Annotated in this window: 23 protein-coding genes and 1 tRNA gene; 17 read left to right on the top strand and 7 right to left on the bottom strand. The window is 59.7% G+C overall.

Going from position 1 to position 24,689, the window contains the following annotated elements; translation table 11 throughout:
- Nucleotides 1-3 precede the first annotated feature (3 nt).
- The 6 genes from ET418_RS03830 (at nucleotide 4) to lexA (ending at nucleotide 3,951) form a co-directional block, all read left to right on the top strand.
- On the top strand, nucleotides 4-297 hold the full coding sequence (locus ET418_RS03830; protein ID WP_246152933.1) for an FtsB family cell division protein: 294 nt from the start codon (nucleotides 4-6) through the stop codon (nucleotides 295-297).
- 31 nt (nucleotides 298-328) lie between these two features.
- Complete coding sequence (locus tag ET418_RS18515; protein WP_274596125.1) at nucleotides 329-457, top strand: hypothetical protein; 129 nt, start codon at nucleotides 329-331, stop codon at nucleotides 455-457.
- A gap of 40 nt (nucleotides 458-497) precedes the next feature.
- Nucleotides 498-2,186 (top strand): arginine--tRNA ligase, encoded by a 1,689-nt coding sequence (argS, locus tag ET418_RS03835; protein ID WP_188055311.1) that lies wholly within the window; start codon nucleotides 498-500, stop codon nucleotides 2,184-2,186.
- 11 nt (nucleotides 2,187-2,197) lie between these two features.
- Nucleotides 2,198-2,965 carry an SPOR domain-containing protein gene (locus tag ET418_RS03840; protein WP_149306261.1) on the top strand — a complete coding sequence of 256 codons (768 nt, stop codon included), beginning with the start codon at nucleotides 2,198-2,200 and terminating at the stop codon, nucleotides 2,963-2,965.
- A gap of 83 nt (nucleotides 2,966-3,048) precedes the next feature.
- Nucleotides 3,049-3,125: transfer RNA gene (locus ET418_RS03845), tRNA-Met, on the top strand.
- A gap of 199 nt (nucleotides 3,126-3,324) precedes the next feature.
- Nucleotides 3,325-3,951, top strand: a complete 627-nt coding sequence (gene lexA / locus ET418_RS03850) for a transcriptional repressor LexA (protein ID WP_149306262.1) — start codon at nucleotides 3,325-3,327, stop codon at nucleotides 3,949-3,951.
- Nucleotides 3,952-4,548: 597 nt separating this feature from the next.
- On the opposite strand, the gene ET418_RS03855 is transcribed toward lexA, so the two are convergent.
- The 7 genes from ET418_RS03855 to ET418_RS03885 all read right to left on the bottom strand — a co-directional run bounded on the left by ET418_RS03855 (nucleotide 4,549) and on the right by ET418_RS03885 (nucleotide 14,536).
- Nucleotides 4,549-5,265, bottom strand: a complete 717-nt coding sequence (locus ET418_RS03855; RefSeq protein ID WP_218043358.1) for a trimeric intracellular cation channel family protein — start codon at nucleotides 5,263-5,265, stop codon at nucleotides 4,549-4,551.
- An 83-nt stretch (nucleotides 5,266-5,348) separates the two neighbouring features.
- Complete coding sequence (locus ET418_RS03860) at nucleotides 5,349-6,602, bottom strand: amidohydrolase (RefSeq protein ID WP_149306263.1); 1,254 nt, start codon at nucleotides 6,600-6,602, stop codon at nucleotides 5,349-5,351.
- 565 nt (nucleotides 6,603-7,167) lie between these two features.
- On the bottom strand, nucleotides 7,168-9,411 hold the full coding sequence (locus ET418_RS03865) for a two-component system response regulator (RefSeq protein ID WP_149306264.1): 2,244 nt from the start codon (nucleotides 9,409-9,411) through the stop codon (nucleotides 7,168-7,170).
- Nucleotides 9,408-11,582 (bottom strand): HDOD domain-containing protein, encoded by a 2,175-nt coding sequence (locus ET418_RS03870; RefSeq protein ID WP_149306265.1) that lies wholly within the window; start codon nucleotides 11,580-11,582, stop codon nucleotides 9,408-9,410. The genes ET418_RS03865 and ET418_RS03870 overlap by 4 nt, the downstream gene beginning before the upstream one ends.
- Nucleotides 11,583-11,877: 295 nt before the next feature.
- Nucleotides 11,878-12,348, bottom strand: a complete 471-nt coding sequence (locus ET418_RS03875; RefSeq protein WP_149306266.1) for a hypothetical protein — start codon at nucleotides 12,346-12,348, stop codon at nucleotides 11,878-11,880.
- Nucleotides 12,338-13,309, bottom strand: a complete 972-nt coding sequence (locus ET418_RS03880) for a DUF2950 domain-containing protein (RefSeq protein WP_246152934.1) — start codon at nucleotides 13,307-13,309, stop codon at nucleotides 12,338-12,340. Before ET418_RS03880 ends, ET418_RS03875 begins: the two co-directional genes overlap by 11 nt.
- Nucleotides 13,310-13,378: 69 nt before the next feature.
- Nucleotides 13,379-14,536, bottom strand: coding sequence for a DUF3300 domain-containing protein (locus ET418_RS03885; RefSeq protein WP_149306267.1), 1,158 nt, complete (start codon nucleotides 14,534-14,536; stop codon nucleotides 13,379-13,381).
- 610 nt (nucleotides 14,537-15,146) lie between these two features.
- Here ET418_RS03885 and ET418_RS03890 point away from each other — a divergent pair.
- The 11 genes from ET418_RS03890 (at nucleotide 15,147) to ET418_RS03935 (ending at nucleotide 24,616) form a co-directional block, all read left to right on the top strand.
- Nucleotides 15,147-15,521, top strand: a complete 375-nt coding sequence (locus ET418_RS03890) for a hypothetical protein (RefSeq protein ID WP_149306268.1) — start codon at nucleotides 15,147-15,149, stop codon at nucleotides 15,519-15,521.
- A gap of 398 nt (nucleotides 15,522-15,919) precedes the next feature.
- Nucleotides 15,920-16,066 carry a hypothetical protein gene (locus ET418_RS18280; protein ID WP_218043359.1) on the top strand — a complete coding sequence of 49 codons (147 nt, stop codon included), beginning with the start codon at nucleotides 15,920-15,922 and terminating at the stop codon, nucleotides 16,064-16,066.
- A 110-nt stretch (nucleotides 16,067-16,176) separates the two neighbouring features.
- Entirely contained in the window at nucleotides 16,177-17,874 is a 1,698-nt protein-coding gene (locus ET418_RS03895) for a methyl-accepting chemotaxis protein (protein WP_149306269.1), read from the top strand.
- A gap of 422 nt (nucleotides 17,875-18,296) precedes the next feature.
- Nucleotides 18,297-18,908: a hypothetical protein gene (locus tag ET418_RS03900; protein WP_149306270.1), complete on the top strand. Its 612-nt coding sequence runs from the start codon at nucleotides 18,297-18,299 to the stop codon at nucleotides 18,906-18,908.
- A gap of 43 nt (nucleotides 18,909-18,951) precedes the next feature.
- Nucleotides 18,952-19,449, top strand: a complete 498-nt coding sequence (locus ET418_RS03905) for a DUF1499 domain-containing protein (RefSeq protein ID WP_149306493.1) — start codon at nucleotides 18,952-18,954, stop codon at nucleotides 19,447-19,449.
- A gap of 156 nt (nucleotides 19,450-19,605) precedes the next feature.
- Entirely contained in the window at nucleotides 19,606-20,007 is a 402-nt protein-coding gene (locus ET418_RS03910) for a hypothetical protein (protein WP_149306271.1), read from the top strand.
- Between the two features lie 14 nt (nucleotides 20,008-20,021).
- The gene (locus tag ET418_RS03915) at nucleotides 20,022-20,498 is read left to right on the top strand and encodes a hypothetical protein (RefSeq protein ID WP_149306272.1); all 477 of its coding nucleotides are present in this window, start codon (nucleotides 20,022-20,024) and stop codon (nucleotides 20,496-20,498) included.
- Nucleotides 20,499-20,930: 432 nt separating this feature from the next.
- On the top strand, nucleotides 20,931-21,581 hold the full coding sequence (locus tag ET418_RS03920) for a hydrolase (protein ID WP_149306273.1): 651 nt from the start codon (nucleotides 20,931-20,933) through the stop codon (nucleotides 21,579-21,581).
- A gap of 39 nt (nucleotides 21,582-21,620) precedes the next feature.
- Nucleotides 21,621-22,052: an OsmC family protein gene (locus ET418_RS03925; RefSeq protein WP_188055265.1), complete on the top strand. Its 432-nt coding sequence runs from the start codon at nucleotides 21,621-21,623 to the stop codon at nucleotides 22,050-22,052.
- A gap of 85 nt (nucleotides 22,053-22,137) precedes the next feature.
- Nucleotides 22,138-22,665 carry a DUF302 domain-containing protein gene (locus ET418_RS03930; protein ID WP_149306274.1) on the top strand — a complete coding sequence of 176 codons (528 nt, stop codon included), beginning with the start codon at nucleotides 22,138-22,140 and terminating at the stop codon, nucleotides 22,663-22,665.
- 124 nt (nucleotides 22,666-22,789) lie between these two features.
- Nucleotides 22,790-24,616, top strand: a complete 1,827-nt coding sequence (locus tag ET418_RS03935; RefSeq protein ID WP_149306275.1) for an amidohydrolase — start codon at nucleotides 22,790-22,792, stop codon at nucleotides 24,614-24,616.
- Nucleotides 24,617-24,689: the final 73 nt, after the last annotated feature.

The following is a 24,689-nucleotide window of genomic DNA, read 5'->3' on the forward strand; positions in this document are numbered from 1 at the left end:
CACGTGAACCTGCCTTTCCAGAAAAGGATGTACCTCTTTCCCGCCGGATGCCTTGCATTCATCCTTTTCTTTACCGTTTTCGGCGACAAGGGGCTCCTGCGCATCTACGAGATTCGCCAGGACATCGTCGGCGTCGAGGAGCGGCTGAACGGCACCAAACTCGAAAACGAAACCCTGAAGCGGGAGATCGTCGCCCTCAAGTCCGACCGCCGTTACCTGGAAAGCATCGCCCGCAAGGATTTCGGGTTTGTGCGTTCGAACGAAGTGATCTACCAGTTCCCCCAGGAAAAGAAATAACCGAAATCCACCGTTTTTCAGGATAGGTGCCATGTCACGACAAAGCTGCGCCGTCTGCGCCTGGCGCGAAACATGCGCCAAAAGATTCAGTGTCTCCGACGGAGGAGCGCACTGCCCCGACTTCTCCCGCGACGTCAGTATCCGTGACTGCGGCGAATAAACATCAAACAAGCCGATCGTAAGGAACCACCCACACAATGATGCGAAACAGAATTGCCGCCCTTGTCGAAACCGCCCTGCAGACCGCTGCTGCCGCAGAAGAACTTCTCTCGTCCCCATTCCCCGCCGTTATCATCGGTACGCCGGACAACCCGGATCACGGGGATTTTTCCTGCAATATCGCCATGCAGATGGCCAAGGGCGAGCGTAAAGCCCCCCGCCAGGTAGCCGAGATCGTCATCCGCCACCTGGGCGACGGTGGCGGCCTCCTGGCCAAAACCGAGATCGCCGGCCCCGGCTTCATCAACCTATTCGTCGCCCCAGGGGCCTGGCAGTCCGCACTCCTGGAGATCGAGAGCCAGGGCGCAGCCTTCGGCCGCACCGCGACCGGCGCCGGGAAAAAGGTGCAGATCGAATTCGTCAGCGCCAACCCCACCGGGCCTTTGCACATCGGCCACGGCCGCGGCGCCGCCATCGGCGACACCCTCTGCCGCATTATGGGGGCCGCAGGCTGGGCGGTCACCCGTGAATTCTACTACAACGACGCCGGTCAACAGATCAGCAACCTGGCGCTCTCCGTCCAGGCCCGCTGCCTCGGCATCGAGCCGGAGGACCCTCGCTGGCCGGCCGAGGGCTACCGGGGCGAGTACATCAAGGACGTGGCCAACGCCTATCTGGGTAGGGAGACCGTGGAGGCCAGCGACCAGCACACCATCGCCAACGGCGACCCCAACAACCTGGATGCCATCCGCACCTTTGCCGTGGCCTACCTGCGCCGGGAGCAGGACCTGGACCTGGCCGCCTTCGACGTGGCCTTCGACGTCTACTTTCTGGAATCGGGCCTGTACGCCGACGGCAGCGTGGACGAGGTGGTCCAACGGCTCATCGCTAACAAGCACGCCTACGAGCAGGACGGCGCACTCTGGCTGCGCACCACCGATTTCGGCGACGACAAAGACCGGGTGATGCGCAAGAGCGACGGCGCCTACACCTACTTCATCCCGGACGTGGCCTATCACCTGGGTAAATGGAAACGGGGCTTTACCCGGGTCATCAACGAGCAGGGGGCCGATCACCACAGCACCATCACCAGGGTTCGGGCCGGCCTGCAGGCTCTGGATATGGGCATCCCCCAAGGGTGGCCCGAGTATGTGCTGCACCAGATGGTGACCGTCATGCGCGGCGGCGAAGAGGTCAAAATCTCCAAACGGGCCGGCAGCTACGTCACCCTGCGGGACCTGATCGACGAGGTGGGGCGCGATGCCACCCGCTTCTTCTTCCTGATGCGCAAAGTGGACGCCCAACTGGTGTTCGACATCGACCTGGCCAAGCAGCAGACCAACGAGAACCCGGTCTACTACGTCCAGTACGCCCATGCCCGCATCTGCAGCATCTTCGAAAACGCGGCCGAAAAAGGTTTTATCGCTCCAGAGCATCCGACGCCGGGAGCGCTCGCCGTTCTTTCCACCCCGGAGGAATTGCAGCTCATCAAGCTTTTGTGCGCCCTGCCGGACACCATCGACGACAGCGCCGTCCACTTCGAGCCGCACCGCCTCACCTACTACCTGACCGAACTGGCCGGCTGCTTCCACAGTTTCTACAACAAGAACCGGGTCATCACCGAAGACACCGCCCTGACCGCCGCGCGCCTCTACCTGCTCAAACGCACCGCCCAGACCCTGAAAAACGCCCTCACGGTCCTGGGAATATCAGCACCTGAACGGATGTAGCGGAGTCTCCCATGAGGATCGATTACAGCGAACCAAAGAAGTCATTCGTCACCCCCCCCACCGGCAACCGTCCCCGCAAGGAACCGGTTGCGCGGCTCTCGGTCATCATCGTCGTCACCGGCCTGGCCACCTTCGCCGCCGGCTTCGGCAGCGGCTGGTTCCTCTCCCAGCGGGCAGCCAAGAAATCGTTCCAGGCCGCCATGGAGCAGACCAGCCTGGAAAGCTCGCCGCGCCAGGACGCCGGAGCGGCCAAACCGATGCCGCCCCAACCGGCCGCACCGACGCCCACCCAGCCGCCCCAGGCTGGTGCAACCCAGCCCCCCAACGGCCAGACCATGCCCGAGCCCCCCTTGAGCTTCTACAAGACCCTGCCCAGCGGCCAGAAGAGCAACGTCATAGGGAGCGGCGTCAATACCAAGGAAGAAAAGGGAAAACAGCCGCTCCAGGCCGCCATGCCGGCGAACGTGAACAGGCAGCCCCAGCAGGACGGCGGCGACGCGGCCAAACCGGCTGGCGAGAAGGCTCCGGAAAAACCGGCACGGCGCGATGCGAGCGGCTTCACGGTGCAGGTCGCATCCTACAGCCTGAAATCCGAGGCAGAAGCCATGCGGAGCAAACTGGCGGGCAAGGGGTACAACGTCTTCCTCAGCGAATCCAACCAGGGGGACAAGGGTACCTGGTACCGGGTGCGGGTCGGCAGAAGGCTGGATCAGGACGCGGCCAAGGAATTGTCCGGCAAGGTCGGCAAAGGAGCCATCGTCATCCCGGACAAGGATTGACGTATACCGTTTTTTTCGACACCAACCATTTTTTCCATTGACAGCGAATCCAGTTTGGACTATAAATAGGATTCTTCAATTGACGCGGGGTGGAGCAGTCTGGTAGCTCGTCGGGCTCATAACCCGAAGGTCACAGGTTCAAATCCTGTCCCCGCAACCAAAACATTCTAAGGACTCAGGCTTGATTGCCTGAGTCCTTTTTTGTTGTACTTCCCCCGCCAGCCATCAGCAGAACCAACTTCACCGGAACCAACTATCGTGCGATGCGTCCTTCTATCCCGGCACACGGGATTTCAAAAAACGCTCGAACCTGCATTCTATTCTTGACAGTACCAGCCGAATTCGATATACGTAGTCATATGACTACGTATGCTTCAAAATCACCAGAAGAACTGACTCAACGCCAACGCCAGGTGTTCCAGTTCATCGTGTCGTATTCTGACAGCAAAGGCTTCCCGCCCAGCCAACGGGATATCGCCAAGCACCTGAATGTGTCCGGCACACTCCCCGTTATGAGGCACCTGGATGCGTTGGAGCGCAAAGGTTATATCAAACGGGAAAACGTGAACCGGGGGATCACCTTGACGACGCCTCATAGTCGAAACGTGTCCCTGCCTATCGTTGGCACCGTTCGAGCGGGACAACTCTCCACGGCTATCGAGGACATACGGGGATACTTTTCAGTCGATCAGGTGGCGGTCAGGGGAGATGGCTGTTTCTTTTTGAGGGTCAGCGGCGAGTCAATGATTACGGCCGGTATCTTTGACGGCGACCTTGTCCTGGTACGCCCGCAAAAGAATGCCGACAACCGGGAGATCGTCGTCGTCATGGTCGATGGCGACGCGACCGTCAAGCGATTCTTTCGGGAGTCCGGTTACATCCGACTGCAACCGGAAAACCCGGACATGGAGCCGATCATCGTTCGCCCGGAGGATGGCGAAGTTACCATTGTCGGCAAGGTGACAGGTGTCTTTCGGCAACTGTAGGCTAAAAATTCAGGAGGGATACTATGGAACCCCTTACGTTGTGTGGAATCGTGATAGTGGCATTTGGTTTGTGGATCGAATGCGAATCACCGGTAAAAAGGTTTGCCCGTTCCTTTTGTCGCAGCAACCTGCTGAAGGGAATAATTGCCATGGCAACAGCCGAGCGAAAGCCCGTCTTAGGGAACCGGTATGTTCCTTACTCCCCTAACTAGGTTTGCAGTGTATTCTTTGTGTGCCCCCGTACGCGTACCCCTTGGACATCGAAAAGAATGAATCACCCCGCCGCAAACTATTCAATGTGAAACGGCTTCGAATCCCGCGTCCATGTACAAAAAAATTGTACCCTACAAAACAAAAAAGATGGTAAATATGACAAACAAGCTATAGTGTATTTTTAATGCAAGTCATCAAAATAACAGCAAATTATTATTTTTGTTGCGGATAAATTTGGCGCTGTCGACCCTTCATAACCCGAAGGTCACAGGTTCAAATCCTGTCCCCGCAACCAAAACATTACAGCCAGTTAGCCCACAAAGCGAACTGGCTTTTTTGTTATCCTGACGCAGGTGGCACTCTGACGCAGTAAAGGCAAGGATATCAAGGTATATTCACGCTATCGTCCTTGCTCTCGTACGGAGACTTCGTTTCTTCGGCGGGCTGTTTCAGGCCGCGGGCGATTGGGAGCTGCCAACCGTGGCGGATGGCCATGAACCTGAGCCAGAAGCAAAGGGCCGCCCCCACGATAGATGCCATGGTGAATGAAAGTCCCAGCATGTTGCCGCCTACAACCACGGCTGCACCAGCCAAAGCGGCAACGGCATAAAGTTCGGCTCGCAAGACCACCGGAATCTCAGTCAATAGGACGTCACGCGCCATGCCCCCGCCGATCCCCGTCAACATACCAAGAAGGGCCGCCATAACCGGATTGAGGCCGTAGGAAAGTGCTTTATGCGTTCCGGCGACCGCAAAGAGCCCTAATCCAGCAGCATCGAAGATGAGGACGGGGTTCATCAACCGATTGATGGCAGGATGCCAGTAGAAGGTGATGATTCCGGCAACTAGCGACACTGCCAGATAACGCCAGTTACTGATCGCCGCCGGAGGCACCGCTCCGATCAACAAGTCGCGGGCAATCCCGCCGAAAGTGGCCGCTGCAAAGGACAGTACCAGCACGCCGAACAGATCTAGCCGGCGCTGGACCGCCGCCATAGCCCCGCTGAGCGCAAAGACGAAGGTACCAACAAGATCGAGCACCAGCACAAGCCGGTCCACCGTTAGCTCTTTTTTCACCATCATAAACCCAGTGGGTTCCATAACACCTCCAGCTCAGGTTCCGGTCTTTCTGCCGGGCGCAACCGTCTTGAGGATGGCAATATCGCAACGATCACGACATCGATCTATTTAGCCAACCAGACACCAGCAGCGGTCACCATGGTTTCAATACCGGTTTGTAATGTGGGATGCAGGGTGGGTGCCCAAAAGGGTGAATGCGGACCGGGCAGTTGCGCCACCGCCCCCTCTTGCACGGCCTTATCATACTTCTCGGGCGCGCAGCCGCCGACGAACCAGTATGTATAGGGGGAATTCCAGGCATTCCCGAAACGGCCAAAGTCTTCGCTGGCCCCCTGGGATGGTATATCGATGAACTGCTCGCCAAACTGGTCGCGAAACGCGTCGATAACCTTTTTTGCCATCTCGGCATCATTGACGGTCAGCGGATAATTGTTGATTTCTTCGAACTCAGGGTCTTTCGGCGCATTCGATGCGTGGGACTCGGCAATGCAGATCCGCTTGATTGCAGCAAGGATGTGATCGCGAACGGCTTCGTCCGTGGTCCGCACATTCAACGTTATATAAGCCTCAGCAGGAATGATGTTTTCAGCCGTGCCTGCATGAAATTCGCCCACCGTCACCACGCCCTGTGCCTGGGGGGGAATCTCGCGGCTGACGATGGTTTGCAGGCGCAGTACCGCCGAGGCGGCCATCACGATCGGATCGATTCCGTTTTGTGGCATACCGCCGTGCGCTCCCTTGCCGAAAAAGCGCACCAAAAGACTATCGCCAGACGTCAGTACTTGCCCGGAATGGCAGCCCACCGTGCCGCTGCGATACTGTAGCAGATGCTGACCCAAGATGACGTCAGGCTTAGGGAAACGCTGGGTAAAACCGTCATCGAGCATGGCTTGTGACCCCTGCCCAGTCTCTTCCGCCGGTTGGAACACCGCCATGAGTGTGCCATGCCAGGTCTCGCGCGCCTGGGACAATACCGTGGCCGCGCCGACCAGCCACGATGTATGCATGTCATGCCCGCAGGAATGTGCCACAGGTACAGTCTCGCCTTTTGCGTTTAGACCTTCCTTGCAGCTTGAGTAAGGCACTCCGGTATCTTCCTTCATTGGCAAAGCGTCCATATCTGCACGCAACATGACTGTAGGTCCGTCGCCATTTTTCATGATGCCGACCACCCCGGTCTTGCCGACCTTTTCCGTCACTTCGTAACCAGCTTCGCGCAACTTCTGCGCTACGATGCCTGCAGTACGCACCTCTTGCAAAGACAACTCGGGGTTTTGATGGAGATCCTTGTAGATGGACTCAACCACCGGCAACACCTGTTCGATATCGCCAAAAAGGCGACTGACAAATTCTGACATGGCTCCCTCCCCATTTTTGAAATTTCGAACCTTAAAGTGGATACAACTTCAGCGGGTATCATATTATACCTTGAAATCCCGTTAAGTTATTTGGTGTTGACCAAAACTATAGTGACGTTGGACTCTGCAGGGTACATTTAACGGCTCAGGGGATGACCTTTGCTCTATTGTTTTTTGGGAACACTCGCCAACACAAGCATCGATTTTGATACCACTGGGCAGGTTATTGTGTTGCAGAGGGTTATTGGGTGAAGGTAATTCTACACCAAACTGTACACCAAAAATTGGTAAACATGGTTGACATGGGATGGGCAGTGACGGCATCCAACTGGCCAATATCACTGTAAGTTATTAAAATTAATACGGAAGCGTGAAACGAGGGAAAAGCCCTCATAATCCGAAGGTCACAGGTTCAAATCCTGTCCCCGCGACCAAACAAAAAAAGGACTCAGGCTTAATTGCCCGAGTCCTTTTTTGTACCCTGCCGCAGCTGCGCCCCCCTACCCGCACGCACTCCGCACAGCCGGACGTTATGCAGTGTCACGTGGTGAACCGGCCATTTGCTTCAATCGGACAAGCCGACCGGCACAGCCATGCCGGAGGTCGACGACCGTGTGCCGTAGTGCCACTGGCTCGAGAACCCCGGGAGTGAATTCATCAGCATCAGTTTAACCTCGGCAGAAGGTATCGGTTTGCTGAAAAGATAGCCCTGCATTTCATCGCAACCGAGTTCGTTCAGGGTTTCCATCTGGAACATGGTTTCGACGCCCTCTGCGACGAGATGCAGTCCAAATCCGCGCGCCATGCCGATAATGGCATGGAGAATAGGCGAGACCGTCGTTCCCGCAGTCAGGTCGCGGACAAACGACTGGTCGATCTTGATGGTGTTGATGGGGAACTTGCGCAGGTAATTGAGCGAAGAATAGCGGGTGCCGAAGTCGTCGATGGAGATCCGCACCCCATGATTGCGCAGATAGCGCATCTTGTCGATGATACCCGGGACATCGTGCAACAAGAGGTTTTCGGTGATTTCTATCTCCACGGCATCGTCAGGGAGACAGAACTTGGTAATGTTGCAGACGATACGTTCGAGAAAATCACTATGGGTGAACTCCGACGGCGAGACATTGACCGAAATACGCAGATTATCCAGCCCTATTTCACGCCAGCGGGCCATTTGGCTGCACGCCTCGGCCAACACCCAGTCGGTTATGTCGCAAATCAATCCCGACTCCTCGGCCAGATCGATAAAGCTGGCCGGATTCAGCAGCCCGTGCACCGGATGCCGCCACCTGATCAAGGCTTCCAGGCCGACGACCCGGTCACCGCAAATACTGACCTTGGGTTGATAGTACAACTCGAATTCGGAGTTGCTGATGGCCTGCCGCAACTCGTTTTCAAGGCTGATGCGCTCGTGATAGCAGGCATTCATCTCAGGGGTAAAGAACAGGTAGTTGTTCTTGCCGGTGGCCTTGACCTTGTACATCGCGATATCGGCGTTCTTCAACAGCACATCGGCACTATCTCCGTCGCTTGGATACACGGCAATGCCGATGCTGGCCGTTGCCCGGAATTCCTGCCCTCTCACCAGGAATGGCGCCTTCAGCACATCGAGCACTTTATCGGCGATGATACTCGCATCCTCGGGGCGATACAGATCCGGCAAAAGCACCGTGAATTCGTCCCCCCCCTGGCGGGCCAGGGTGTCGCCGCCCCTGACGCAGTTGCGCAGGCGATGGGCCACGTTTACCAGGAGCTCATCCCCTTCGGCATGCCCATGGGTATCATTCACGAGCTTGAAGCGGTCGAGATCGAGAAACATGACACCCACCAGCCGGCCATTCCGTTTCGCCTGGCTCATGGACAGTTCGAGCCGGTCCTTGAACAGTCTGCGGTTCGGCAGATGGGTGAGATGGTCGTGCAGGGCCTGAAAACTGATGGTCTCTTCAGCCTTCTTGCGTTCGGTGATATCGCGCGCCACGCCGTAGGTGCCGAGAAAACGGCTCTCCAGGGAGTCATCACCATCACCGTTCTCCTCATAGACCCCCATGGCGCTCACCACCACGACGATCTGGCGGGGCTCGAAGCGGTGGCTGCCGTTGCACTTCAGGCGCACTTCCATATTCGTCGTGGCACGGGTGTCGCGGCGGCGCTCGGTGAAGGCATATCTGGCGATATCGATGTCTTCGTCAGAAACGATTGAGGTGAAGTGGCGCCCCACAAGTTCGTCACGGGAATAGCCGAGCAGCGACTCGGCCCGGCCATTGATGAACATGAAGCAGCCGTCCGTATCGAGCGTGTAGATGATATCCGGGGAGCTCTCCACCAGGAACCGGTGCATGCGCTCGGAAAGTTCGAGGCGCATGGCCATCAGAGCATTGGTGCGCTCCAGGCGGCTGCGCAGCAGGGCATTGTCAACCTTGTGCTGCATCTCTTCCAGGTCATAGGGCTTGCGTATGAACTCCACGGCTCCGCCGCGAAGGGCACGTATGGCGGAGTCGATGTCGGCATCCGCACTGACCATGATGACTCGCGTCGCCGCATTGAAATTCATGATCCATTCCATCACATCCAGGCCGGAAATGCCCGGTAGATGGATGTCCAGCAGGACCAGGTCCATGTCGTTGTTCTTGAGTGCGGCGATCGCATCTTCGCCGTTTCCGCACTCCGCGATGTCCCGGTTTGGGCCCTCCAGGAGTTGGTGCAGGCTGGAACGCATCCGCGGTTCATCATCGACGATGAGTATGCGCTCCGGTTGCTCAACCACTTCGTGCGTATGGTTGAATTTCGATTGAACAAAAAAGTTCATTCTCTGGGTTGTCCCATGGATTGCGGCAGAAGAATAATGAAGCACGCTCCTTGTCCGGCCTGATTCTGGCATCCGATTCGACCGCCGAGACGTTCAACCAATGACGCCACGATGGACAAGCCGATGCCGGAATGCCCCGGACGCCTGTTGGGGGCCAGCGGCTTGAAGAGCCCCTGCATGACCTCCGGGGGCAGGCCGGGGCCCGAGTCGCTGACATGGATTTCGATAGAGGGCTGCCCATCCAGCAGCATATCCCCGCGCGTGGAGATGGTAATACGGCCCCCTTCCGGCATCGCCTCGGAGGCGTTTTTCCAGAGGTTGAACAGGATCTGCTTGAAACTGTCCCTCTCCCCGCTTACCGGGGGGAGGTTGGGCTCCAGTGACTTGAGGAGGGTTATGCCGCAACCGGCGAAGAACGTTTCGCCATACAGCGCCAACATCTCCTCGATCACCGTATTGACGTCGAATAGGCCCGTGGCCTTTGGAACGTCGTCGACCTCGACCAGACTCCGCACGATCTGCGTCACGCGATCGATTTCCTCGCCGAGGATCGTCATCTCCTGGTGCACATTGAGTTCGTCGGGCAGTTTCCGGCTGACGATCTTCAGATAGTTTTTGATGATGGCCAGCGGGTTTCCGGCTTCATGCACGACCTTGCGTGCCCGTTGTTCGAAGCCGCTCTGCAGGGTTGTGGCAACCTCCTGCTCGTGATCGCGCGCTTCTCTCCAGGTTTCAATGCTCTCCGCAGCCAGGTTGGCGAAACGGGCCACCAAGCCGAGACGGGGCCGTATCCTGGCATATTGGGCAGCGGTCACTCCATAGACCATGACGCCGATGTGATTCTCGCGGACACGCAGGGGAGCGTACAGGACGCCTTGGCACCCCAGCGCACGGGCAATCTGCACATCGACAAGCGAGGCCGACGACGATCGTCCATCGTCAAAGGTGGAGGCGGGCCGTTGTTCCAGGAGAGCGGCAGCCGCAAGACTCTGCCCGGAGTCGAGTTTGATCTGAAGCCGCTGAAGCAGGGGCGGCTGTCCGGCCAGGTCCGCCCCGGAGAGCACCTGTTTATCCTGCTGGACAAACAGAAAGGCAATGCGCCCCACGCCAAACAGGATTCGGGCCGATTCGCGTACGGCCAGGACAATTTCGGTTTCGCCGTAGAGGCCGGAGAGGTTTTGCTGCAGGGAATTCATCGTGGCCATGTCACGCACCACCGCTTCCAGGCGGGAATAGGTCACGCTGGTATCGTTCAGCTTTGGTCTGAAGTGTTCGAACGGGGTGGCGAAATACGGAAGGGTCTTCGTGTGGCTGGCGCACTCGATGTCAAGCGCGGCAGCCAGTTCGTCGATGCGTTCGGTACATGCCTGCTGCATGGTCGCCACATCGGATGCGGTAATGCCAAGGGCTGATTCGACAACGGCTAACGTGGGGGTTGCTTCGTTTTGTACGGGGCCTGAATCTCTGGTGTCATCGATGATATGCGCAGACCAGACGATTTGACTGAGGAAATCGGCCTTTACAATCTCGCTGGCCGGCCGGTGATGAAAAAGAATCGCATCCGCCATGAAGGACGAGAGATTCCATTGATCGACCAACCAGGCACCGACGGCGGTATGATCGGTACCGAGCTGGGAATTTTCAGTGCCTTGAAGAGCGGTTTCATCGGCGCTCCCGTCAAGCAGAACGCCGTAGCTGTCACCCATGCCCCCCAGCAGGAGCAACTGGCCGATATCATGCATCAGGCCGGCCAAATAGGCCTCGCCCGCATCGGGGTAGTTGACGCGGGAGGCGATGACGGAGGATAACTCGGCAACCCGGAGCGCATGGCCCCAAAATCCGGTCAGATCGTATCTCAAATCACCGGCAGTGCGGGCAAAAACGCTCTGAATGGCGAGGCAGGCGGCCAGAGTCCTCATCAGGCGCGTGCCCAGCACGACCAGCCCCTGATCAAGGCTTTTGATCTCCGTCCCACCGCGTAGCGCCGGCGAATTTGCGACCGTGAGAACCCGTGCGCTCAGTGCCGGGTCCTGCCCGACCACCTTTGCCAAGTCAGCCATCGATGCCAGATCGTCATGCGTCACGGTCAAAAACCGCAGCAATACCTGCGGCATGGACGGCAATTGGATCGACTCTATGGCTTCGAGGATCGTTCCCGGAATCTGTTGCAATCAAAATCCTCCTTGTAGTGCTTTGGCAATGCAACAAGAACGGAATTCATTGACATGAGAGGAAATATAATAAAATTTCACCTATTAAGCCACAAATAGTTACTTTTTAACAAGAAATAAATTAGATCGCGATAATTTTTTTGTTTACGCTGGATGAACCGTCAAAAAGGAGCCGCCCCTTTACCGGTGCTGACGCGCATTGAGGAGAACGTGGCATGATACCGCCTGAGATCTTACGTTGGAAGCCGGGGGCATGACTGCGGGTCCGGACGTTGCCCTTCGCCCCGTGGGCCCCTCAGCCGGCATCGTCTGTTTTGTCCTCTGCCCGGCCATCGGATTCCCGGTCGAATGGCCACCGGTACGCGATAAAGAAAAGCCCGCAGGAGAGGAGAAGGGTAAGGCATGCCAGGGTAGAGGCGAGTGATCTCCCCTGCCAGAGCCCGCCGAACCATCGCATGAATCCTACGGCAAGGACATTCGCCTTGCCGCCGTAGACCTCCAAATCGCGCAGGGATTGCTTCGACTCTTCAAATTCATAGGTTTGAGCGCTATCCGAAACATCTCCCGCGGCCAGATAGATAAGGGCGGAAATCCCCAAGCCGGCCAGCAGAATAACGGCGCTGCCGAGGTAGAGGCGCGTTTGCAGCCCGGTATGCCATGAATGTTCCTGCCTGCCGGTCCCCATACCCTCGGTCCACTCCTCCCAGCCGTACTCGACACTATGTCTCGTTGCGTCGCGATACCGCAGTTCCGGGCTACTGGTCAACCAGCTTCCAGGTCAGGTCCGGATTGTACCCCTTCAGCCGGCGCGCGATCTCCGCGGTCTTGGGCCCCAGGTTCTTCTCGTACACCCTGCCCCGCTGGTTCACGATGAACGTCATAACCCCCGAGACCCCCCACTTGGCGGGATAGGCGACCAGGGCGTAGCCGGCCACCATGTTGTTGTTGACGACGTAGCTGAACCTGCCGCCCGGCGCGTTCCTGCCCTGACTGGTGAGAATGCGGAAGTAGTAGCCGTGGTACGGCCGGGGGCCGTGGTCACCGGCCGGACGCTTCTGCATGTACCCTTCTTCCTTCGCCTTGGCGACCAGGGGACCGAGGGGGCTCTCTTTCTCGCCGGCCGCGGTCGGCCAATAGAGCCCGTCCTTTTTGCCCGGCCTGCTGATCATGCGTTGGGCGTATTTGGGCAGCTGCTCGCCATCCGGTTCCGCCATGGCGTAATACTCCCGCTGGGCATCCACATAGGCCCGGCAGACGTTGATGGCCAGCAGTTCGTTGTGACCGATGCGCCGGTTGACGATCTCCTCGCGCCCCTCTTCCATGTTGAACAGCCAGGTGTCGCCGCGCTTGACGATCGGCACGGGGAACGGCCATTTTTTCGCGCCGATGACCAGGACCGCCTTTGTCTCCCCCTCCCGGACCAACCCGATCCCCTCCTGCACGTGGCGGCTGAAGTGGTCGAACTCCGCGGCCTGTTCCACCGGATCGCCCGGCTCCAACTCAACGGCAACCGGGCCGAAGATTCTGGCCAGCGCCCCGTGGTCCTTGTGCTGAACGGCATCCACCAGGGCCTGGCGGGCCGCCTCGGGCGATGCGAAGCTTTGCTGGAGCGGCACGGACGGGGCGGCGCTGCCGACCGCCGGCCACACAGCCACCACCGCCAGCAGGGCGGCCAGACACCACGCCCCCAAGCCGCGAAACAAGATTTTTCCCCTCTCCGTCATCATACGCGTCGTTCCTTTCTTGAGCGCAACCGGTCACCCGGCTGCGCAACCAATGACATCGACCGGCCCTTACTAGCGTTGCTGCCGCCAGCCGCCGCCTCCGCCGCCGGACGGCGCCGGGCGGGAGGCCGGGGCCGGACGCGAGACCGCCCTCTGGGCCGGGGCCGCCCGGTTGACCGGCTGCATGGCTCCCCTGCTCGTCTGGCCGCGTTGACGGTAGGTGGTGGCGTCCCTGCTGCTGCCGTAACCGCCGTAGCCGGTTTGGGATGCCGGTTGCGACCTCTGGACGTCACGGCCCCGGTACACGTTGGTGGCAGCCGGCGGACGGGTGCCGACCGCAGCCGGAGTGCCCTGCCCCCCCCTGGCCGAAGGCGCCGGGCGGCCCGGAAGAGCGGGACGGAGTTGCACGTTGCGGCGAATTTCCCCGCGATAGCGCGTGGTATCGTGTTGCAGCGCCCCCCTGTTGACGGTGATCGTCCGGTAGCGGTTATTGATGTAGATGTTATTCCCGCCCCGGACATGGAGCCGGGACCGGCCGATCCATCCCCCGCCCTGCCAGCCGTGGTAGTAGATGCGCCGGCCGTGCCAGTCGCAATCACGGTTCAGCCAGGCGCCGATGATAAATCCGGTGCCGAACGTAAAGAACCCGTACCCCGGTTCCATATACACCATCTGGGGGTCGTACTGGGGAACATAGATCACATCGGGCGCGGCCGGGTCGATGCTGATGACCCCGCCCGAATCCACCACCTGCTGTTCCGGGGTGGAACTGAGATTGCCCCTGGCCTCCGCCTCGGCGCGCAGCCGCTGGATCGAGTCCATCACATCCTGCTGCTGGTTGATATAGGCTTGCCCCAGAGAGACGGTCCAGTCGAACTTCTGGTCCATCATGGCGAGCAGGTTGGGATAGTGGGCCACCGCCTTGACGCTCACGTCCCACGGCTGGTCGTCGATCCGGGCCGCTTGGCCGTACTGCCCGACGTAGCGGGCCGCCGCATCGATCTGGTCGCTGAACGTGGCCGCCGGGAGGATCTGGGCAAGCAGCGGATCGGGATAGAGGGCGATGGGGGCGAGCAGGTCGTCCAGCTCCGCGGCCGTGAAGGGGGCGTCATACGCCTGCTCCGCCTCGTCGGCCGGGTCATACCGGTCGTCGTCGGCATACGCCGCGCTGCCCGCCAGGAGCCCCAGGGCGAGGAACGCCGCAGGTACCGTAATCAGAAATGTTTTCATGTCTCTCTCCATGGACGTGGGGTCCATTTACAGTGTACCAGAAACCAATGGAACAGTAAGCCCGTTCGGCCGGGGCCTGCTCGTACTCCGAATAAGAGTATATATCCATTGAACGCAGATACCATGCCGTTGGTTACAAATTAATTTGCCCACCGGCGCGATGGTCAGTCTCGCCGGCCTTGCCGCCATCCCCATGCAAAAGTGCTCCAGAGCCTCGGCCCCCACGGGGCAGACGCAATCGCCTCCCTTGAATTTATATTGAAAGTTGGGGGTCCATCAGGTAGAAAAGGAGGAAATGGTGCAAAGAGATGTCGCCATCTCTTTGTGCAGAGGAATCGACAGCGTCTCTTAGCCGTGATTTTTATCCTGCTTTCCGCCGGCCATGCCGTTGCCGCGACACCCCCTGCCCCGCACCCGACACGCCCCTCCAGGGATTTCAGTTCATTCAGGCTGGCCGAACGAACTTCGCGGGGGGTCGTGCGTGATCGAGTTCAGGGGCGATGCGGCCAAGCGGTGACCAGACACAACGCTTCAACCACCCGAGAACGAAAGAGACCAAACCGGAACACGTCCGGCCTGTTGTAAAATCCATGATGATGGAGCGCCTGGATTGATACGACTTCTGCTCGGCACAATGCTCATTGCCCTTGTGCTGCTCCTCATGTACCGCCCCGTTTTTCCCACGAAGCACCTCGGCCCTGCGGCGGCTGCGGCCATCCGCAAAGGCACCACGAACAAGGCCCAGGTGCGGGCCCTCCTGGGCGAACCCCAGTCTGCCGAACGCCAGGTGCCCCTGCGCCAGGTGCCCGGGACCGAGCCGCTGCCGGCCAAGTATACCGCTTCCGAGATCTGGACCTACTGGACCGTCAGCAAGCACAAGTCGTCGGATGCCACCCCCGGTACCGGGCCTGCACACTTTTTCATCATCGTCTTCTTCGATGCCCGGGGGATGGTGCTCGACTGCGATACCAAACAGGATGAGTGAGCCCCCTGCGCCGGGACGGATTCGTGGGGGAGCGGCACGCACGAGGGCCTGAATCTCCCGCAGAATCACGGCGCGGCGGCAGCCCCGCCCTCCGGCAGGAGAGGAAAAACTCGCCCCCTGGAGGTTTTGTTTGTATTGGTTACCCGACTAATGCTAATCTTATCCCATGCACACCTTGGCAAATACCATCATCCTGTGCGGACTGCTCTTCGGCATGATCCTCTTTTTCATAGCGCGCAGGCGGTAGTTCTCCCTTTTACGGCCGGCCTCCCGATGCCCGGCCGCCCGCAAAAGGGAAAAACCGTTTCTCGTGTTTCAGTATCCACTCTTCCGTAGTTGACGCCACGGCGCTCGTTCGATACCGGTGTCCCGTGGTCAATTCCCACCGCCCCTGATCGATGTTCTTTGACGGCGCTTCCGGCCCCGTCAGCATCGGCATTACGGAACTGCGTAGCGGCTACGCCGGAGCATCCCTGCCGGAGCGCGCCGACGAGGCGCCGCACCCGGCGAAGAGTAGCGGCCGAAACCGCATTGAAGCTCCGTAGCCACCCACCAAAGATATCTTAAATTCTTCTGATATACTTGATCCGTCTTCAGCGCCGTGGCGATGATTCCGGTGCCGCAGCTAAAATTTGTACTTACACGGGGAGGCAACATGGCTACGGGAAAACAGGGAGTGAGGTTCGGGAACAAGATTCTCCTCATGGTGCTGGCGTGCAGCATCGGGCTGGCATTGGCGACCACCTGCATCGCCCTGAAGGAGTATGTGGCCTCGTACCACAGCTCCATCGAGATGTATAAGAAATCCCTGTTCAACGATTTCGACGCCCAGGCGCGAAACGAGGTGGAAACGGCCGTCAGCCTGTTGCAGGCGGTCTACGACCGCGCCCAGAAGGAGGGCACATCGCCGGAAGAGGCCCGAAAACAGGGCGCCGACCTGCTGCGCGGCCTGAAGTACGGCAAGGACGGCTATTTCTGGGCCGATACGACCGAGGGGATCAACGTCGTCATTTTGGGCAAGCCGGTCGAAGGCAAGAGCCGCATTGATTCCCAGGACGCAAAGGGTAAATACCTCGTCCGGGAGATCATCCAGAACGGGAGACAGCCGGGCGGCGGCTTCACCGACTACTGGTTCCCCCGGGCGGGTGAAACGACCCCAGCCCCGAAGCGGGGCTACTCGGTGGAATTCAAGCCCTTCGGCTGGGTGATCGGCACCGGCAACTACGTGGACGACCTGGACGCACTGGTCAAGAAGGCCGCCGACGAGAGCATGACAAGCCTCCGACAGGGGGTCTATCTGATCATCGGCGTCACCCTGGTCCTGATCATCCTCATCTCCGTCATCTCGATCTTCGTCACCAGGCGTCTGCTACTCCACATCGGCACCGAACCGGCCCACCTGGAGGAGATCACCCAACAGGTGGCGGCCGGCGATCTGACCTACCGCTTCGAGCAGGGCAAAGGCGGAATCTATGAGGCCATGCGCCGGATGGTGGAGCAGTTGCGCCAGGTCATGGACAAGGTCAACAAGAGTTCCCAGGAGGTGGCCTCGGCATCGGTGCAGTTGAGCAGCAACGCCGATCAGATGGCCAGCGCCTCCCACCAGGTCGTCGGCCAGGCCAACACCGTGGCCACGGCCAGCGAAGAGATGTCGGCCACCAGCATGGATATCGCCAACAACTGTCACCGGGCGGCGGAGAGTTCGAACCAGGCCAGCAAGACGGCCCAGGCCGGCGCCGCCATCGTCAGGAGCACGGTGGACGGCATGAGCCGCATCGCCGGCAAGGTGCGCAGCTCCGCCACCGTGGTGGAGCAGTTGGGCACCCGTTCCGACCAGATCGGCGCGATCGTGGCCACTATCGAGGATATTGCCGACCAGACCAACCTGCTGGCCCTGAACGCCGCCATCGAGGCGGCCCGCGCCGGAGAGCAGGGACGCGGGTTTGCGGTGGTCGCCGACGAGGTTCGGGCCCTGGCCGAACGCACCGCGCGGGCCACCCGCGAGATCGGCGAGATGATCAAGAATATCCAGGGAGAGACCCGCCAGGCGGTGGCCGCCATGGAGGAGGGGGTCCGGGAGGTGGAGCAGGGGACGAACGAAGCGGCCCGGTCCGGCCAGGCGCTGGAGGAGATCCTGGAAAAGATCAACGAGGTGACGGCGCAGATCAGCCAGATCGCCACGGCCGCGGAGGAGCAGACCGCCACGACCCGGGAGATATCCAACAATATTCAGCAGATTTCCGATGTGGTGGAGATGAGCGCCAAGAGTTCCATGGACATCTCCCAGTCATCCTCGAGCCTGTCCCAGCTCTCCGTGGAGTTGCAGGATATGGTCAGGATGTTCCGGGTCTAGCGCTACGGCTGGGCACCGACGAGAAAAGCCCACCAAGTTGGCTCGGTGGGCTCATTTTTCTCGTATTGGTTCCATTCAGGAATGATCCGGTGCTTTGGCGCACCCGGAACTGTTTCACATCCTATGTGCCATACCGGCCCGGCGGCGTGTCTTCCATAGAAAATCAAGCCTCCTTACACCTGGTTTGTACTTCCTTTTACCTGAGTGAAGTATAACCGTCCCAGACGGATAAAAACAGTCTGTTGAAATTATTTTTATGCGCGTATACTGATAATTTGCCGGTCGATAATGGATGTCCCTTCCCCGCCACATCACAACGCAGGCCCGTGGCACCCCGGATGCACGCCGCATTTTCCATTTATCGCCCGGCAACCGATACTCATTTTTCCGGTACGCTTACCAGAACAGCAAGGGGATACACGATGAAGATCACGGAGACCATGTCCCGCGTCGCGCACGGCATGAGGAGCGCGCTCGTATGCGGTTTACTCGCCATGACGGCCGGCTGTTCCGGCATAACAATGGTCGGCAGTCTTGACGCGGGAACGGAAACGTGGGCGAACAATGTTGCCCCGCGTGAACCTCAAGGACCAGTAGAAATGGCGGCATGCAATGCTGCCGTGTCGAAAAAAACCGTCAGTAGTGGTGATATCACGGCCGTATACCTTGCCGCGGACTCTTCGTATCAGATAGTTGTAGCTGTTGTAGGGTCGGGTCATGAAGCCGATGAGATGACCCCGAAAAAAATAACCAATTACCTTATTGTAGACGGCAAGATACGAGCCTACTCACAGCCGGTAATGGCGCCTTCCCCGGACGTGGACTATGAAAAAACCATTTACTCGGCAGCCGTAGGGGCCTTATCCCCAGACGGATTTTCCGTAATCATTTATTCCCGCCCAACAAGAAACTTTACGGTCAAGGGGACGAAAAAGACGAAATGCAGCTTCAAGGTCACGGTGCTGGACGGTTTTGACTCTGCGGGAAAGATACTGTCAGAGCGGGACGTCAACATCTGCCATGATAATCTGTAAAACGATTGGGGAATGCCGCCGCCGTTCCCCCAAAGGATGGGACATGCGTTTCGGCATCTGTCGCCTGCCGGGCAAACAACCCGCTTCATTTCGGGCCATCACGAGGGGTATGATCATGGGCATCCTGTCAGGCCTTTTGGCCGCGTGTACCGGCGAACGCCCCACCAACCTGGGGGTGCGGGACGGCCGCCTGACCGCCTGCCCCACGTCGCCCAACTGCGTGCTGAGCCAGGCCGACGACGAGCGGCACCGGATTGCGCCCCTGCCGTTCACGGGCGAACCGGATGCCGCCTTTGCCCGCCTGAAACAACTCCTCGCCCGACGGACCGATGCGACGGTCATCGAAGAACGCCCCGGGTATCTGCGGGCCGAACTACGAACGACCCTCTTCACGGATGACGCCGAATTCCTGCTGGACCGGGAACGGAGCTGCATCCAGATACGCTCCGCCTCGCGGCTCGGGTATTCCGACCTGGGGAAAAACCGCCGCCGGATGGAGGAGATCCGGGAGGCGTTCCGGGCGGCGGAGATGCAGCCGTGAACAGTATATCACGGCATTGAGCAGCAATTACGCCGGACCGCCTCATTTGTTGCAATAATCTTCCTTTTTTCGCCACCTCATGGTAAAAGCGATAGTTACAATAAATTCAACATCATATTGAAACTGTTTGCTTGGATACCCGAGGAGCCGTAACGAATGAAGATCTGGAACGGATATTGTGCGCTGATGCTGTCCCTGGCCCTCTACGGCTGCGGCGTCGACCCGTCCGGGACGCCGGCTGCGGAAAGCACGGTGGCGTTATCGAGCTATTCCGCCTCCCGGCCGGCTGCCATGGCGGACAGCGGAGATACCGTCTCCCCAACGATATATGTCAACGGCGTTCCCCTGGATGCGGCCGCCGTAAACGCCGCCCTGCTCAACATGGACCTTGCCGTGTTTTCGGCTGCGACGGCCGGCGCGCCCCTGCCCCAGATGGCGAATGCGTCCCGCCCTTCCCTCGGCAGGGACGGCATCGCCGTGGCAAAGGCCCCGCCGCCCCTCTCCGCCTTCAGGAACGTCACCTCGGTGCCGAAGGGGATGCCTACGCCAGCTTTCTAAGGAGGTGGCCGGAGATGCGCAGTGCCGCAGCAGATCGGATTTTCCTCTGGGCAGTGATCTTCACGGCGCTGTCCGGCTGTACCGAAAAGCCGACAGGCATCGGCGATCTCTACCTGGAATCCCGGACCGCCCTTGAGGCGTATAAAGCCGGCAATTACAGGTATATCCCCGCCAACAGACAGATCTCCGTCACCACAAAACAGGATGCAACCCAGCTCAGGATTATCGCCATCGGCTTTGTCAACGCCAGGAAGATGGCGTTGCACCTCACCTTCCCCACCGAGTGCCTTTTGAAACACGCGGCATGTCTCCGCAACGCCAACCAGGAGTTCACAGCCTTGAAAAAATGTGTGGACACGGCGACGAGCGGCTCTCCTGCACCGACTTCCTGCTCCGTCTCCTCGCTGATCATCAACGACGGGACCGGCGCCATCATCAGGGACCGCATCCATGCCCCCCACATGGACGTATGGGTTTACGACGTGGACTAATCTCCTGAAACACGTATTCTTTCGCAACGCCACCTCTCAATATCCCCTTACCACCGGGGGACTTCGAGGCTTCCCCCCTTATAAAGGATGGTACTACCACCCCCGGCCCTTTAGGCCCCAGAGGGTCCTCCTAAACTAGGAGGGGAGGAAAAACGCCCAGATCTTCCCCCTCCTTGATAAGGAGGGGGGCAGGGGGTGGTTGAGAATTACTTTGCACGAGGAGGATACGAGCGCCACAGATTCTCCCCCTGAACATGGCCGGGCCGCCGAAGGACATACCCTTCGTGCTGCCCGGCCTTTCTTATCAGGCGCGGAGGGGATCGAGGCCTCGGACCGCTCCGGCCTCCCGGCCACATTTTAATGTTGCAACTTTTTTTTGAAAGGACTTAAACTGGCATTAAGGATAAAAATAGTCCTATAGGGGGCATTTCCATGAAAACCGAATTGCTCAACCCGGCCAACAGCGCCGTCATCTTCATCGACTTTCAGCCCCAGATGACTTTCGGGGTTGCCAACATCGACCGCCAGACCCTTTTCAACAATGTCCTGCTGCTGGCCAAAGCGGCACAGATTTTCAAGGTTCCCACCATCCTCACCACCGTTGAGACCAAAAGTTTCTCGGGCAATATGTGGCCCCAGATCCTGGACATCTTCCCCGGCCAGGAGCCGATCGAGCGCAGTTCCATGAACTCATGGGAAAGCGAGGAGTTCGTCGCCGCCGTGAAGGCGACCGGGAGAAGCAAGCTGGTCATGGCTGCCCTCTGGACCGAGGTCTGCCTGACCTTCCCGGCCCTGGAGGCCATGAGGGCCGGGTTCGAGGTCTACGCCGTGGAGGATGCCTCGGGGGGCACCTCGGTGACGGCGCACAACGCGGCCATGCGTCGCGTGGAACAGGCGGGCGCAATCCCGGTGACCTCGCTCCAGGTCCTCCTCGAGTACCAGCGCGATTGGGCGCACAAAGAGACCTACAACGATGTCATGGCGGTGGTCAAGGAGCAGTGCGGAGCCTATGGCCAGGGTGTGGAGTACGCCTACACTATGGTGCACGGCGCGCCTCCCAGCCGGGCCGGCGCCGGGCATTAGTCCCCGTTCCATAATGCAGCGCTGACAAGGAGAACAACCATGAAGATCAAGCGCAACGGATCGGCCAAATGGCAAGGCGGCATCAAGGACGGCAGCGGGGCCATCTCCACCGGGAGCGGCGCCCTCCATGCCTATCCCTACGGTTTTTCCAGCCGCTTCGAGGGGGTGCCGGGCACCAACCCGGAAGAGTTGCTCGGGGCGGCCCACGCCGGCTGCTTCACCATGGCCCTTTCGCTCATCCTGGGCGAGGCGAAGCTTACCGCCGAACGGATGGAGACCACGGCCACGGTCACCCTGGAGCAGGTGGAGGGGGGCTATGCCATTACCGCCGTCCACCTGAAGCTGGAAGCCAAGATTCCGGGGGCGGACCAGGCGACCCTGGAACGACTCGCTGCTCAGGCCAAGGCCGGCTGCCCGGTTTCCAAGCTGTTCAACACCGAGATCACCCTGGAGGCGACACTCGTATCATAGGGCGGCGAGACATGGCTTTCCTCAACTGACCCTTGAAGGCCGGGAACGCCGCGATGACAGTGACGTTGCTGCAAGGAACCCAAACATGGAACGCATCATTGAAGTACATCATATAGCTCTGGAGACGGATGCCGACTTTGAGGACTTCACCAAAGCACTCGAACAATCCCTCGGCCGGTTCGACGACGCTCTCCTCAAGGGGATTGCGACCGATCCCCGCTCAGTGGAGGACCGCCTTGAGAAAGCGGCTGGCGAAGAGGGGCTGATGCTGTTCAACGTCCAGGACCATGGTGGGCTTCTGAACCTCTTCGGCACCCCGCAAAAGGGCAAACAGTATGTCTTGGGAAACCCGCTCATCGCGGCCACCATGACACGCCACGATATCAGGGCAGGGCTTTACGCCCCTCTGAGGTTGTTCGTCTACGCAGCCGACGACGGATTGACGCGCATCGAATATGACCAGCCTTCCTCTCTTTTCGGCCAATTCCATCATCCTGAGGTCATGGCCGTGGCTCGGTCCCTCGATGCAAAATTGGCGAGGCTTATCAAAAAGGCCGGGCTTTTGGCGGCAGAACGCCGAGCCGGTGGATCACCGGGGACCGGTACGCAGTAACCATGGACCGGCCAAAGATAAAACTGGAAGATGACCGCCGTCACGGTCCTGGGCGTCTGGCCGGTCAGCATGCTGGCCCCCTGGCTGGAACACCGCCCTCAAAGGTAATAAAGGGGGTAGCGCTATGAACGCACCTGACATGATTCTGTATAACGGCGCCATTGCCGCAACGGATGGTGTCCCTTCCACGATTTCCGCCCTTGCCTTGAGCGACGGCAAGATCACCGCCCTGGGCGGCGAAGAGCTGCTTGCAGGCGCCCCCACCGCGACCCGGCGGATCGACCTCAAAGGACACACCGTCATCCCCGGCCTGAACGATTCCCACATCCACGTCATCCGGGGCGGCCTCAATTTCAACATGGAGCTGCGCTGGGACGGGGTGTCGTCCCTGGCCCTGGCGCTGCGCATGCTGCGCGAGCAGGCCCGCCGCACCCCGCCCCCCCAGTGGGTGCGGGTCATCGGCGGCTGGACCGAGTTCCAGTTTGCCGAGCGGCGCATGCCGACCCTGGAGGAGATCAACGCCGCCGCCCCGGACACCCCGGTCTTTGTCCTGCACCTGTACGACCGGGCGTTCGTCAACCGGGCCGGACTCCGAGCCCTGGGGTACACGAAGGAGACCCCCAATCCAACCGGCGGGGAGATCCAGCGGGACAGGTCCGGCAATCCCACCGGCCTGCTGATCGCCAAGCCCAACGCCCTGATCCTCTACGCCAGCCTGGCCAAGGGGCCGAAGCTCGGTTTCGACGATCAAGTCAACTCCACCCGCCACTTCATGCGCGAACTGAACCGGCTCGGGCTCACCAGTTGCATCGACGCCGGGGGCGGCTTCCAGAACTACCCCGACGACTACCGGGTGGTGGAGGAGTTGGCGGGACGGGACGAACTGACCCTGCGCATCGCCTACAACCTGTTCACCCAGCGCCCCGGTCAGGAGTACGACGACTTTGCCCACTGGGCCGAGATCACCGAACCGGGAAAGGGGAACGATGTTTACAAGGTGAACGGCGCGGGCGAGATGCTGGTCTTTTCCGCCGCCGACTTCGAGGATTTCCTGGAGCCGCGCCCCGACCTGCAACCGGTCCTGGAGGCCGAACTGAAAAAGGTGGTGGCCCTGCTGGTGAAGAAGCGCTGGCCGTTTCGGCTGCACGCCACCTACGATGAATCCATCACCCGTTTTCTGGACGTGTTCGAGGCCATCGACCGGGAGATCCCCTTCGACGGGCTGCGCTGGTTCTTCGACCATGCCGAGACCATCTCGGAGCGGAACATGGAGCGGGTGCGCCGCCTGGGGGGCGGCATCGCCATCCAGGACCGCATGGCCTTCCAGGGTGAGTATTTTGTGGAACGTTACGGGAAAAGAGCGGCCAGCATGGCCCCGCCCATCTCGACAATGCTCCGCATGGGAATTCCGGTGGGCGCGGGCACGGACGCCACCAGGGTGGCGAGCTACAACCCCTGGGTATCGCTCTACTGGCTGGTGACCGGCAAAACCGTCGGCGGCCTTGCCCTGTACGGCGAAGAGAACCGCCTCGACCGGGCCACGGCCCTTGGGCTCTACACCGAGGGAAGCTCATGGTTTTCCGGCGACGATGGCAAAAAAGGGCGGATCGCGGTGGGGCAGCTCGCCGATCTGGCGGTGCTGTCGGCCGACTATTTCAGCGTGCCCGACGAGGAGATCAAGGGGATCGAGTCGCTTTTGACCATCATGGGTGGGCGTATCGTCCATGGGGCGGGCGACTTCGCCTCCCTGGCGCCCCCCGTGCCGCCGGTCTCTCCCGACTGGTCGCCCACGGGCGTCTACGGCGGGGCGTACCGGGATGGGCAGGGCGAACCAGAGGTGCCCGCCCTGGCAGCGGCCGTCTCATGCGACGACCCGCTCCACCGGCATACCCACCGGGTATTCGGCGAGGACGGCCCCTGGGGGATCGGTTGTACATGTTTTGCATTCTGATATGATAGAGGGGTGTATAAGTCCCATAGGACCTATGGGACTCATACACCCCAAATCTCCCTGAAAGGAAATC

This window comes from Oryzomonas rubra, assembly GCF_008369015.1.
Classification (GTDB): Bacteria; Desulfobacterota; Desulfuromonadia; order Geobacterales; family Pseudopelobacteraceae; genus Oryzomonas; species Oryzomonas japonica.

Coding starts and splice junctions, on each gene's coding strand:
- ET418_RS03880 (WP_246152934.1), bottom strand. CDS start 13,309: ATGATGACGGAGAGGGGAAAAATCTTGTTTCGCGGCTTGGGGGCGTGG.
- ET418_RS03840 (WP_149306261.1), top strand. CDS start 2,198: ATGAGGATCGATTACAGCGAACCAAAGAAGTCATTCGTCACCCCCCCC.
- ET418_RS03855 (WP_218043358.1), bottom strand. CDS start 5,265: ATGGAACCCACTGGGTTTATGATGGTGAAAAAAGAGCTAACGGTGGAC.
- ET418_RS03885 (WP_149306267.1), bottom strand. CDS start 14,536: ATGAAAACATTTCTGATTACGGTACCTGCGGCGTTCCTCGCCCTGGGG.
- ET418_RS03925 (WP_188055265.1), top strand. CDS start 21,621: ATGAAGATCAAGCGCAACGGATCGGCCAAATGGCAAGGCGGCATCAAG.
- ET418_RS03895 (WP_149306269.1), top strand. CDS start 16,177: ATGGCTACGGGAAAACAGGGAGTGAGGTTCGGGAACAAGATTCTCCTC.
- ET418_RS03930 (WP_149306274.1), top strand. CDS start 22,138: ATGGAACGCATCATTGAAGTACATCATATAGCTCTGGAGACGGATGCC.
- ET418_RS18515 (WP_274596125.1), top strand. CDS start 329: ATGTCACGACAAAGCTGCGCCGTCTGCGCCTGGCGCGAAACATGCGCC.
- ET418_RS03905 (WP_149306493.1), top strand. CDS start 18,952: ATGCGTTTCGGCATCTGTCGCCTGCCGGGCAAACAACCCGCTTCATTT.
- ET418_RS03900 (WP_149306270.1), top strand. CDS start 18,297: ATGAAGATCACGGAGACCATGTCCCGCGTCGCGCACGGCATGAGGAGC.
- argS (WP_188055311.1), top strand. CDS start 498: ATGCGAAACAGAATTGCCGCCCTTGTCGAAACCGCCCTGCAGACCGCT.
- ET418_RS03915 (WP_149306272.1), top strand. CDS start 20,022: ATGCGCAGTGCCGCAGCAGATCGGATTTTCCTCTGGGCAGTGATCTTC.
- ET418_RS03920 (WP_149306273.1), top strand. CDS start 20,931: ATGAAAACCGAATTGCTCAACCCGGCCAACAGCGCCGTCATCTTCATC.
- ET418_RS03865 (WP_149306264.1), bottom strand. CDS start 9,411: ATGAACTTTTTTGTTCAATCGAAATTCAACCATACGCACGAAGTGGTT.
- ET418_RS03910 (WP_149306271.1), top strand. CDS start 19,606: ATGAAGATCTGGAACGGATATTGTGCGCTGATGCTGTCCCTGGCCCTC.
- ET418_RS03860 (WP_149306263.1), bottom strand. CDS start 6,602: ATGTCAGAATTTGTCAGTCGCCTTTTTGGCGATATCGAACAGGTGTTG.
- ET418_RS18280 (WP_218043359.1), top strand. CDS start 15,920: ATGTTCTTTGACGGCGCTTCCGGCCCCGTCAGCATCGGCATTACGGAA.
- lexA (WP_149306262.1), top strand. CDS start 3,325: ATGACTACGTATGCTTCAAAATCACCAGAAGAACTGACTCAACGCCAA.
- ET418_RS03935 (WP_149306275.1), top strand. CDS start 22,790: ATGAACGCACCTGACATGATTCTGTATAACGGCGCCATTGCCGCAACG.